The 11425-nt window shown below is 39.3% G+C and carries 10 protein-coding genes and 1 pseudogene; 8 read left to right on the forward strand and 3 right to left on the reverse strand.

The genetic code is table 11. The features are described from left to right. Positions 1 to 2: 2 nt before the first annotated feature. From CI949_RS04730 to CI949_RS04765, 8 genes are all read left to right on the forward strand, one after another. Positions 3 to 1685 (forward strand): Rne/Rng family ribonuclease, encoded by a 1683-nt coding sequence (locus CI949_RS04730; RefSeq protein WP_133530091.1) that lies wholly within the window; start codon positions 3 to 5, stop codon positions 1683 to 1685. A 225-nt stretch (positions 1686 to 1910) separates the two neighbouring features. Continuing rightward, the gene (rplU, locus tag CI949_RS04735) at positions 1911 to 2222 is read left to right on the forward strand and encodes a 50S ribosomal protein L21 (RefSeq protein WP_133530092.1); all 312 of its coding nucleotides are present in this window, start codon (positions 1911 to 1913) and stop codon (positions 2220 to 2222) included. Positions 2223 to 2313: 91 nt separating this feature from the next. Next, complete coding sequence (gene rpmA, locus CI949_RS04740; protein WP_076545222.1) at positions 2314 to 2592, forward strand: 50S ribosomal protein L27; 279 nt, start codon at positions 2314 to 2316, stop codon at positions 2590 to 2592. A gap of 127 nt (positions 2593 to 2719) precedes the next feature. Then, positions 2720 to 3991 carry a GTPase ObgE gene (gene obgE / locus CI949_RS04745; RefSeq protein ID WP_133530139.1) on the forward strand — a complete coding sequence of 424 codons (1272 nt, stop codon included), beginning with the start codon at positions 2720 to 2722 and terminating at the stop codon, positions 3989 to 3991. 69 nt (positions 3992 to 4060) lie between these two features. Continuing rightward, positions 4061 to 4348: a ribosome assembly RNA-binding protein YhbY gene (yhbY, locus tag CI949_RS04750; protein ID WP_290763406.1), complete on the forward strand. Its 288-nt coding sequence runs from the start codon at positions 4061 to 4063 to the stop codon at positions 4346 to 4348. Between the two features lie 44 nt (positions 4349 to 4392). Then, positions 4393 to 5292, forward strand: a complete 900-nt coding sequence (locus CI949_RS04755) for a DegV family protein (protein ID WP_290763412.1) — start codon at positions 4393 to 4395, stop codon at positions 5290 to 5292. A gap of 69 nt (positions 5293 to 5361) precedes the next feature. Beyond that, positions 5362 to 7299, forward strand: coding sequence for a ribosomal protection-like ABC-F family protein (abc-f, locus tag CI949_RS04760; RefSeq protein WP_290763415.1), 1938 nt, complete (start codon positions 5362 to 5364; stop codon positions 7297 to 7299). Between the two features lie 80 nt (positions 7300 to 7379). Continuing rightward, complete coding sequence (locus tag CI949_RS04765; protein ID WP_290763418.1) at positions 7380 to 9278, forward strand: HD domain-containing phosphohydrolase; 1899 nt, start codon at positions 7380 to 7382, stop codon at positions 9276 to 9278. 117 nt (positions 9279 to 9395) lie between these two features. Here CI949_RS04765 and CI949_RS04770 read toward each other — a convergent pair whose 3' ends face one another. The 3 genes and pseudogenes from CI949_RS04770 to CI949_RS04780 all read right to left on the reverse strand — a co-directional run. Continuing rightward, positions 9396 to 9734 (reverse strand): P-II family nitrogen regulator, encoded by a 339-nt coding sequence (locus CI949_RS04770; RefSeq protein WP_076545216.1) that lies wholly within the window; start codon positions 9732 to 9734, stop codon positions 9396 to 9398. Between the two features lie 14 nt (positions 9735 to 9748). Further along, positions 9749 to 11089, reverse strand: a complete 1341-nt coding sequence (locus tag CI949_RS04775; RefSeq protein ID WP_290763422.1) for an ammonium transporter — start codon at positions 11087 to 11089, stop codon at positions 9749 to 9751. Between the two features lie 144 nt (positions 11090 to 11233). Continuing rightward, positions 11234 to 11425: pseudogene (locus tag CI949_RS04780) on the reverse strand (NAD(+) synthetase); the annotation flags it as partial.

Raw genomic sequence — 11425 nt, forward strand, 5'->3', positions numbered from 1 at the left:
AGATGAGCAGACAAATAATAATTAATTCGGAATTCAGAGAAAGAAGAGCAGCGTTATTAAATAATAATTCGCTGGAAGACTTGTTTTTTGAGAGAGATACCTATCATAAAATTGCAGGTAATGTCTATCGGGGCAGGGTGCAGGATGTACTTCCCGGTATGCAGGCGGCTTTTGTCGATATAGGTATTGCCCGCAATGCTTTTATTCACTTAAATGATTTATATCCAATTTTAAGCAGTGAGCAGAAAAAGAAGTTGAGCCAAAAAGATTTAAATATTAAACATGTGCTGCAGCCAGGACAGTGGCTGATGGTTCAGGTTGTTAAAGAACCGATGGGCACCAAAGGGGCAAAGGTTACCTGTAAGATTTCGATCCCAGGTAGATTTTTTGTCTACATTCCATCAGATAATAAAATCGGGATATCCCGCAGGATTAATGATGATGGTGAGCGGGGGCGCTTAAAATCAATCGCCCAGGATTTAAAAAATGGTAAAGAAGGTTTGATTATTCGGACCAATGCCCATGATGAAAGCTACAGCAAGCTGCAGAATGATTATAATTTTTTATCAGGAACCTGGAAGCGAATTCGTAATGACTTTTTCCAAAAAAATGATATAGATATTTTATATCAGGAAGAAGATTTACTCAAAAATTTAATTAGAGATTATCTTGATGAAAATATTGATCGAGTAGTAGTTGATGATAAAAAAGATTACCAGCGTTTAATTGATCTAACTTCAGTTTTTGCCCCTGATTTAAAGAATAGGATTGCCCTTTATCAGCGCAATATACCTATTCTGGCAGCTTATAATATCGAAAAAGAGATAGAGAGCCTGCTGCAGCGCAAAGTCTGGCTTAAATCTGGAGGTTACCTGGTAATTGATCAGACAGAAGCTTTGGTTTCAATTGATGTTAATACCGGTAAATTTACCGGCAAGAAAAATCTTCAGGATACAATAGTTAAAACCAATAAAGAAGCAGTGGCAGAAATTGCCCGCCAGATAAAATTGAGGGATATCGGTGGAATTATTATTATTGATTTTATTGATATGAATAATCACTCTGATCAGCAGTCAGTTACTGATCTGCTGGCAAATGAGCTGGCAAAAGATAGAACAAAGACCTCTATTTTAGGTTTTACGCAGCTCGGACTACTGGAGATGACCCGCAAAAAAGTGAGAGAAGGTTTTGGTTCACTGATGCAGAAGGACTGTCCTGTCTGTGGTGGAACTGGCAAGGTTTTATCAGAGTCTACAGTAGCAATGAAGGTTATCCGTAAAATCGATGAGATTACCAGCCGCAAAAAATATCCGGCAGTTTCTTTGGAGCTGCACCCTGAGGTAGCAGCAGTTTTAATTGGTGCTGGAGGAGAAAAATTGCAGGAGCTGGAAAATAAATTTGGCATTGATATTTTTATTAGCGGTAATGCAGAGCTTAAATACGAAGATATGATTATTGAAAAAGGAACAAAAGAAGACCTGCAGCCGGAAGTGCTGGACCTGGATGCCGGTGACAGAATAACTGTAAAAATTGAGGATCAGCATGCCAGCAACGAAAATGCAGGTATTGCTAGAATAGATGGTTATATCATTATTGTCAATGGAGCCGGTAATATGGTAGATAATGAAGTTGAAATAATTATTGATGACATGCACCGTACCTATGCGAGAGCACATTTGGCCTAATTTTTAAGCAGAGTTTTAACGTTAAAAATTCAGAGTCGAGCAGGAGATCACTGATTTTGGTGATTTCCTTGACTCTGGAGCTGATTTATGCTAGAATTTATATCTGGAGTTATTTATCCAGCCTTCATTTTGAAGGTGCCAAAACCGCACGGTACAGGCCGTAAAATCTCTTCTAAGAAGAGTGCCTCATCCGGCGAGTCTGAGGTAAGGGAGGTGTAACATATAATGTACGCTATTATTAAAACTGGCGGTAAACAGTACCGCGTTGAAGAAGGTCAGATTATTAAAATTGAAAAGCTTTCTGCTGAGGAAGGCGATAATGTAGAATTTGATCAGGTTTTAGCTTTATCTGATGATAATGGTTTTAAAGCAGGTTCTCCAATGGTAGATGGAGCTTCTGTTAAGGGAAAGGTAATCGAACAGGGTAAGAATAAAAAGATTGTCGTTTTCAAATATAAGCCAAAGATCAGATACCGCAAGAAAACCGGTCACAGACAGCCTTACACTAAGGTTTTAATCGAAGACATTAATGCTTAATTTATTTTATAGATAAGCAGCAATATTGACTCTTAGTCAGTATTTAACTTTTAAATTTTTAAAAATTTATTTTCTAAGGGGGTGGAGTTAAATGTCCCAGAAGAAGGGTGTTGGTAGTTCCCGGAATGGTCGTGATAGTGAATCGAAACGACTTGGTGTTAAGGAATTCGACGGCGAATTCGTATCAGCTGGTAGTATTTTAGTGCGTCAAAGAGGTACTAAATTCAAGCCAGGTTTAAATGTTGGCCGTGGTAGTGATGATACTTTATTCTCCAAGGTTGACGGTTATGTTAAATTTGAAAGAAAAGGCAAAAAGAATCGTCAGATCAGTGTCTATACAGAAGATCAGGTAGCAGCTATTGCTAACTAATATTATTGTATAATATCCCTCAGTGCTTTAGGTGCTGAGGGTTTTTTGCTGTTTAAATTTTAAGCTTTGCTGCTTAAAAGTATTTTGTAGTTTTGTCTAATTTATTAAAAAATAGGAGGTGAAGATGATGTTTATAGATGAAGTAGAATTTAAAGTTAAAGCTGGTGATGGGGGTAATGGTGTTGTCAGTTTTCGCCGGGAAAAATATATTGACCAGGGAGGTCCTGACGGTGGAGATGGTGGAGATGGTGGCAGCATTATCCTCAGAGTAGATGAAGGGATGAATACCCTTGCTGATTACCGCTATAACAATATTTATAAAGCTGACCGGGGCCAGAATGGTCAGGGCAAAAAGATGCACGGAAAAAATGGAGAAGATCTCTATCTGGAAGTACCGCCGGGAACGATGGTCTATGATGCAGATACTGATCAGTTTCTTGCTGATTTAAAAGAGGCAGGAGATGAGTATGTGATTGCAGAAGGCGGCAAAGGCGGCCGCGGAAATGCCAGATTTAAAAAGTCAACCCGCAAAGCACCCCGTTTTTCTGAAAATGGAGCTAAGGGTGAGCTGCGTAAAATAAGACTGGAGCTTAAAGTGCTGGCTGATGTTGGTCTGGTTGGTTATCCTAATGTAGGTAAATCAACATTGATCTCGCAGGTATCACATGCTAAGCCAAAGATTGATTCCTATCACTTTACTACTCTGCATCCGAATTTAGGGGTTGTTAAATATGGTGAGTATCACTCCTTTGTTATGGCAGATATTCCTGGTATAATAGAAGGTGCCCACCAGGGAACAGGTCTTGGTGATGAATTTTTGAAACACTTAGAGCGGACCAGACTTTTAGTCCATGTAATTGATGTTTCTGGGATTGAGGGTAGAGATCCACTTGAGGATTTTGAAAAAATTAATAATGAGTTAAATAAATACAATGATTACCTTGCTTCTTTAGAACAGGTTATTGCCTTAAATAAAATTGATCTTGAAGAAGGAAGACAGAATATAGAAACCGTAAAATCAGAATTAAATGACCGCGGCTACAGTGTTTTCCCGATCTCTGCAGTAACCGGAGAAGGTTGTAAGCCCCTGATTTATCATCTCGGACAGCGTCTGGAAGAACTACCGAAAAGAGAAATAGAAAAAGAAGAAGAGGTAGTGATCAGACCTGACTTTGTAGATGAATTATATATCGACAAGTTAAATAAAGATAAATATGAAATTAGAGGAACCCTGCTGGACTCCTACCTGGAAAAAACTGATTTTAATAATGATGCAGCTGTGCAGAGACTGATGCGGGTTTTAAAACACTATGGTTTAAATGATATGATGGAAAAAGAAGGAGTAAAAGAAGGGGATACAGTTGTGATCGGACCCCTGGAATTTGATTATGTAGAATAACAAATGCTAAATGTGATAATTTAGTGAAATTTGTAAAAAATAGTTATTTATCAGAAAGAAGGTGATATAATGTTAACAGGAAAAAATAGGAGTTATCTCAGAGGAGAGGCAAATTCGTTGGACCCCATTGTGCATGTGGGTAAAGATGGAATTACTGAAGCTGTAATTGAACAGTTAGATGCTGCTTTAGAAGGCCACGAGCTGCTGAAAGTTAGAATTTTAGAAAGTACAGGCAGAACAACTCGATCTGCTGCAGAAGAGCTGGCCACAGCAACCGGTTCAGATGTTGTACAGGTTATAGGTGGTATTGCAGTATTATTCCGCCAGCGTGATGAAGACTCAAATTTTAAACTTTAAATAACAATTAAACCCGGGGGAGAGCTTCACAGGGAGGAATTTTTATGTCAAAAGTTAAAATAATAACAGATAGCTGTTCTGATTTACCAGCAGAAATTATTGACAGCTATGATATTGAATTTTTAAATATTGAAGTAAATATTAATGATAAAATTTATTATGATCGTGCTGATCTGCAGCCTGCTGACTTTTATCAGCTGCTGAAAGAAGAGGAAAATGGAGTTCCCAGAACATCAAGGATAACTCCAGCAAAATTTATTGAGGTCTACCAAAAAGCACTGGCAGAATATGATCAGCTGCTGGTAATTGCTTTTTCATCCAAATTGAGCGGTATTTTAGAATCAGCAGTACTCGCCAAAAAAGAGCTGAACAGCACCCTTGATGATGAGCTGGACAGTGATCGAATTACAATTCTTGACTCCAAAGCGGCATCTGTCGGCCAGGGACTTTTAGTCTACAAGGCTGCAAAATGGCTGCAGGAAGGTAGAGAACTGGATTCGGTGGTAGAAGATTTAATGGCTGATGCCTCCCGGCTGGAGCATATTTTTGCTGTTGGTGATCTGGAGATGCTCAAGCGCGGCGGCAGAATTTCTAAGACAAAGGCTGTAATGGCCAATGTTTTAAATATTAAACCGATACTCCACATTCAGGACGGTAAAATCTTAGCTCACGATCGGGTCAGGGGTAAAAAGAGAATGATTTCTTATCTGCTCGATCAAATAGAGAAAAAAGCCGACAGGCCGGAATCACAGGTGATTGCTCTTACCTATTCTCAAAATGAAAAATATGCCCTGAAATTAAAAGCAGAAATCGAAGCCAGATTTCAGCCCGAAGAAATTTTCATTAGTGAGATAGGGGCTGCAGTTGGTTCTCATGCGGGACCGGGGACCCTGGCTGTTGTTTTTAAAAACAGCGAAAAAGTTGCCGCACCGGAAGTATATTAAGCTTAAGCTATTTTATTTAATTAATAAATATTATAAAAATATTAAGAGAAGAGAAATGTGTGATATTAAATGGCTATTTTAAATATAAATAATTTAAAAAAAGAATATGGTATCGAGACCGTCCTCAAAGATTTTTCGCTGAATGTAAATCAGGGAGAATCAGTGGCCCTGATCGGCCCCAATGGATCTGGTAAAACCACGATTTTTAGAATTATCACCGGCCAGGAATATTTTTCTGAGGGAACAGTTTCAGTCCGCAATGATATCGAAGTTGGCTACCTTGATCAGCTGCCTGACTTTAATTCTGAACTGACAATTTATCAGGAGCTGGAAAAGGTATTTGCCGAAGTCAAAAGGCAGATCAAAGAAATGCAGCGGCTGGAAGAAAAAATTGCCCACCACGGTGAGAAAGCCGAAGAGTCTGAGGCACATTCTGATAATCTCGAAACAACAATGAGAGAATACAGTGAGCTTCAGCACAAATTTGAAAAAGGTGTGGGCTATGAATATCAGAGCAAAATTAGACAGGTAGCTGCTGGAATGGGCTTTGACGAAGAGGAAATTCAGGCCAAGACTCTTGATCAGTTAAGTGGTGGCGAAAAAACAAGGGTTGGACTGGCAAAACTACTTTTAATGGAGCCAGATTTACTGCTTTTAGATGAGCCGACAAACCACCTTGATTTAAAATCGGTAGAGTGGCTGGAAACTTATCTTAATTCCTACCAGGGCAGCCTCTTAATTATTTCTCATGACCGCTATTTTCTGGACAACACAATTGAGAGAATTGTGGAGATTAAAAATGGCAAAAACGAAGATTACAGCGGTAACTACAGCTATTATCAAAAGGAGCGCAAAAGAAGATACGAGCAGCGGCTGCGGGAATATAAAAACCAGCAGAAAAAAATAAAAGAGCTGGAAGATGCAATCGAGCAGTTATATATCTGGGGACGCTCCCGGGACAGCGAAAAGATGTTTAAAAGAGCGAAGGCAATGGAAAAAAGGCTGGAGCGGATCGACCGACTGGAAAAACCGCGGCTTAAAGGTAGAAAAATGAAGCTGGAACTGGATACTGAAATCAGAGGAGGCGATGATGTTCTTTTTGTCGAAAATTTAGCTAAAAGTTTTGAAGATCTCAAACTCTTTGCTGATTTAAATTTTGAGCTCCACCGCAGTGACAAGGCTGCTATTATTGGTGACAATGGTACCGGAAAGTCCACAATTTTAAGAATTATCATGGGCGAAATTACTGCCGATCAGGGAAGAGTAAAAATCGGGACCAATATTTATCCCGCTTATTACCGTCAGGAATTTGAAGGCTTTAATCCCGAAGATGATCTGATCACAGCCCTGCAGCGGGAAACAGCTGTCACCAATTCTAAAGCACGAGATATGCTGGCTTCCTTTTTATTTACCGGAGAAGATGTTTTCAAAAAGGTAAATCAGCTGAGCGGTGGGGAAAAGAGCCGCCTGCGCTTACTGCAGCTGATGAGTGGTAATTATAATTTTTTAATCCTGGATGAGCCGACAAACCATCTCGATCTGGCTTCACGCGAGGTGCTGGAGGAGGCACTGCAGGAATATCAGGGAACAGTCTTAATTGTATCCCATGACCGCTATTTTCTGGATAAGGTTGTTGACTATATTTACGAGCTTGACCAGCAGGAACTGAATAAATATTTTGGTGACTACAGCTATTATAAAGAAAAAAAGCAGGAGCAGATATCCGCTCAGGAGCAGCAGGAAAAAGAAGAGCAGAAAAGTGAAGGCAAACTTGACTATGAGGCCCAAAAAGAAGCCCGCAGTCAGGAAATGAGGAGGCAGAAAAGGCTGGAAGAGCTTGAAGCTGGAATCGAAAAATTGGAAAAAGAACTTTCAGCTCTGGAGTCGGAGATGACTGCTGAAAAAAATATAGACAACTACGAACTCCTGCAGCAGTTAAAGGGTGACTATCAGACTAAAAATGATAAATTAGAAGAGTATTATCAGGAATGGGAAGAACTTATTTAATTAAATATTTTAATAATTTCTAAAGAAACTGAGCATTATGTCGGATTGGGAACCGGACTTTAAAATGTGAGGTAGGGATAATGGAGGATATATTAGATCAAATAGAAATTAGGCTTGAAAATATTAAAATTTCTGAGACAGTTGTGGAGCAGTGGCAGCAGCTGCTGGATCTACTGCTTGATTTTTCTGAGGCCCAGGATGCTCTGATTAATTACTATCAGGCACCTTATTTAAGAATTGAAAAGGGAAGTTCAAACAGGGAGAATATTTTTTCTGAAGGAGAAAAATTTAAAGTTAAGGGTCTTTACTGTAATGATGTGATTAAGCAGAAATCGGCCCTGGAGATTAACAATGCGGCTGAAATAAAAAAATGGCAGAATTCAATTTATATGAAAAATGGACTGATCGCTTACCTGGGTTACCCTATTTTATGGCCGACAGGTGAGATTTATGGTACAGTCTGTATCCATGATAAAAAAGAGCGTAAGTTTAATAGTTTAGTTAAAAAACAGATTAAGTTTATAAAAAATTTGATCGAAAGTGATCTGGAGATTATATATCAAAGCCACTTAAATAACAATCTCCGCCAGTATTATGCCGAGCTGATTGAGAACCTGCCGGTTGGAGTTATGATTGAGGATCAAAATGGCAGAATATTAAAAGTTAACAAAACTATGGAAAAAATCAGCGGCTATGCCAGAGAAGAGCTTATTAAACGCACGGTTTTCGAAACTGTAGTTCCGGATAATCAGGAGCAAGTAGCCAGAAAAAATATCGAAAAAATCTTAAATGGCGAATTAATGATCCATGAGCTGCCCTCGGCAAGCGGCAGTGGAGAAGAGAGATTTATCAGGCTCCAGGAGAGGAAAATAACTCTCCCCAATAATGAAGTGGGAATTATTTCAATCCAGAGTGATATTACTGATAAAATTAAAAGTGAAGAGAAGATAAAATATGCCAGCTATCACGACAGCCTGACCGACCTTTATAACCGCTCATATCTGGAAAATAAAATTCAGAATTTAAATCAGGAAAATCGATTCCCGGTGGCTCTGATTATGGCAGATTTAAATGGGCTTAAACTGGTAAATGATACCTATGGACATAATGAAGGGGATAAACTGCTTAAAAAAATGGCGGCAATTTTAAAAGACAGCTGTCGGGATAGTGATCTAATTGCCCGCTGGGGTGGAGATGAGTTTGTGATTCTGCTGCCGGAGATCGACAGTGAGGCAGTTAAAAAGATTATTGAGCGGATCAATAAAAAAATTGCTGATACCTTTTTAGAATTTGAAGATGGAAGCAGGCTGCCACTTTCTGCAGCCCTTGGTTTTGGAGTTAAAAAACATTATTTTGAAGATGTTTTTGAGATTTTAGATGAAGCAGAATCAAAGATGTATAAAAATAAACTGACAGAAAGCAGGAGTATTAAGAGCAATATTTTAAATACCCTCTTAAAAACCTTAAGTGAAAAAAGTCAGGAGACTTCCAGTCATTCTGAGCGGATGGCGGAGCTGGCTGTTAAACTGGCAGAAAAGATTGGCTTAAGTCAGGCTGAGATTAACAAATTAACTCTGATTGCTAAACTGCATGATATAGGTAAGACTGTAATTCCCGAAAAAATATTAAATAAGGAAGATAAACTTACTGAAGCAGAGTGGAAAGAGATTCAAACTCACCCTGCGGTTGGACATCGGGTTTTAAATGCAACTGAGGAGTTTTCTCATATTTCAGAAGAAGTACTTTCCCATCATGAGAGGTGGGACGGCAGTGGCTACCCGCGGGGGTTAAAAGAAGAAGAGATTCCCCTGCTGGCAAGAATTATTGCTATTGTTGATGCCTATGATGTGATGACAGAAGAGCAGGTCTACAAAGAAGCGATTTCTAAAGCGGAGGCTCTAAAAGAAATTGAAGCTGAAGCCGGCAGTCAGTTTGATCCTAAACTGGCACAAGATTTTATTGAGCTGATGACAGAATAAAAAATAAAATTTAATCTAAACAAAGAAAAGGCCTGCCGAGAGAAGGAAAATATCTGGCAGGCTTTTCTTATAGTATAATATTATTATGTGATAGTTTAATAATATTATCAGATTTAATTAAAGAGCTACTGCACCTTCCTCACCGGTTCTAATTCTAATTACATTTTCAATATCAGAGATAAAGATTTTTCCGTCTCCTACTTCCCCGGTCTGTACAGCTTCTTTAATTGCTTCAACAATCCTGTCTACATCAGTATATTCGACAATGATTTCTACCTTTATTTTTTTGCGGAGTCTGATTCTATAAGTTACACCTCTATAAGTTTCTGAATGACCTTTCTGAGCACCATAACCTTTAATTTCAGTAATGTTTAAACCGCTAATTCCAATTTCCTCAAGTCTGTCAATTAATCGATCTGTTTTATCAGGTCTGATAATTGCTTCAATTCTTTTCATTTTAGCTACCTCCTTTAGTTTTGAGCTTTGACATTTACCATAAAGTCCGGATAAGATTCTGCACCGTGTTCTGAGTAATCAAGCCCCTCAATCTCATCTGCTTCGGAAACTCTGAGGCCGATAACGGCATCAATAACTTTAAAGAGCACAAAACCAAGACCAAAAGCCCAGAAGAAAACAGCTGTCACCCCAATTATCTGAGTTACCAGCAGCTCAAATCCACCACCAAATAGTAAGCCGCCCTCTGTGGCAAAGATTCCAACTGCTATTGTACCAAAGGCTCCACAGACACCATGAACAGAAACAGCACCTACAGGATCATCAATCTGTAATTTATCAAAGAATTCAACCGAGTAAATTACTATCATACCAGCAATTGCACCGATAATTACCGCCGAAAGATTTCCTACAGCAGCTGTACCGGCTGTGATTCCAACCAGGCCAGCCAGAGCGCCGTTTAAAGTCATACTTACATCAGCCTTGCCATATTTAATCCAGCTGACAATCATTGCCATTACAGCACCAGCTGCAGCTGCCAGGTTGGTTGTTACCGCAATGGATGCAATTGATAAATCTGTTCCAGCTACTGTGGAACCGGGGTTAAATCCAAACCAGCCAAACCAGAGAATAAAGACACCGAGTGTGGCCATCAAAAGGTTGTGTCCGGGTAAGGCATTGGCACTGCCGTCTTCATTATATTTACCAATTCTCGGTCCTAAAACAATGGCTCCTGCTAAAGCAGCCCAGCCTCCAACAGAGTGAACAACAGTTGAGCCGGCAAAATCAACAAGTCCCATTTCTGCTAACCAGCCGCCGCCCCAGATCCAGTGTCCTACAACAGGATAGATAAATGCGGTAATCACAACACTGTAAGCTAAGTAACCGGAAAAGTTAGTTCTTTCAGCCATTGCTCCAGAAACAATTGTCGCTGCAGTTGCTGCAAAAACAGTCTGGAAAATAAAGAAAGCTGCAATTGGAATATTAAGTCCTAAATTTGCAAATGTGTCCTGGAGAAAATAACCGGTTGTTCCAATAAAGCTGTTGCCTGAGCCAAACATAAAGGCAAAACCAACTGCCCAGAAAACTAAAGAACCGGAAGCAAAGTCCATCATATTTTTCATAATAATGTTACCCGCGTTTTTAGCTCTGGTAAATCCAGCTTCAACCATGGCAAATCCAGCCTGCATAAAGAAAACTAAAAAGGCTGCAATTAAAGTCCAGATAGTATCAATTGCAACTGCGTTGGCTGCTGCCTGATCTTCCTGGGCCAGAACCAGTCCACTAAATAAAATTACCATCACCACTGTCATCAAAATAATTTTTTTCATTTCACTTCTCATTCCTCTACTACTCATAATAATTTCCTCCTCGTGTTAGGTATATGTTAACTATGAGTAGATTATATATATAGCTTACATAAAAAGCAAGGAATCTGAAGTTTATATAACAGTATACAGTAATTCATGCTGGATTTAGACATCTAATTGACGACTAATCAATTAAAAATCAGGTATGGCCGGCAGCTCTAACTTGTGCTGGTTGGCTGCAGCAATCTCTTCTATTCTGGCTGCAGTTTCTGACTCAGCTTCTCCATCTACCAGGTAATAATCAAGCTCTCTGTAGCTTAAACCAAGTTCATCTTCATCACTCTGACCATCCCAGAGACCGGCAGAAGGTGCTTTGGTAATTAT

Source organism: Halanaerobium sp. (genome assembly GCF_003070835.1).

Coding starts and splice junctions, on each gene's coding strand:
- CI949_RS04730 (WP_133530091.1), top strand. CDS start 3: ATGAGCAGACAAATAATAATTAATTCGGAATTCAGAGAAAGAAGAGCA.
- rplU (WP_133530092.1), top strand. CDS start 1,911: ATGTACGCTATTATTAAAACTGGCGGTAAACAGTACCGCGTTGAAGAA.
- rpmA (WP_076545222.1), top strand. CDS start 2,314: ATGTCCCAGAAGAAGGGTGTTGGTAGTTCCCGGAATGGTCGTGATAGT.
- obgE (WP_133530139.1), top strand. CDS start 2,720: ATGTTTATAGATGAAGTAGAATTTAAAGTTAAAGCTGGTGATGGGGGT.
- yhbY (WP_290763406.1), top strand. CDS start 4,061: ATGTTAACAGGAAAAAATAGGAGTTATCTCAGAGGAGAGGCAAATTCG.
- CI949_RS04755 (WP_290763412.1), top strand. CDS start 4,393: ATGTCAAAAGTTAAAATAATAACAGATAGCTGTTCTGATTTACCAGCA.
- abc-f (WP_290763415.1), top strand. CDS start 5,362: ATGGCTATTTTAAATATAAATAATTTAAAAAAAGAATATGGTATCGAG.
- CI949_RS04765 (WP_290763418.1), top strand. CDS start 7,380: ATGGAGGATATATTAGATCAAATAGAAATTAGGCTTGAAAATATTAAA.
- CI949_RS04770 (WP_076545216.1), bottom strand. CDS start 9,734: ATGAAAAGAATTGAAGCAATTATCAGACCTGATAAAACAGATCGATTA.
- CI949_RS04775 (WP_290763422.1), bottom strand. CDS start 11,089: ATGAGTAGTAGAGGAATGAGAAGTGAAATGAAAAAAATTATTTTGATG.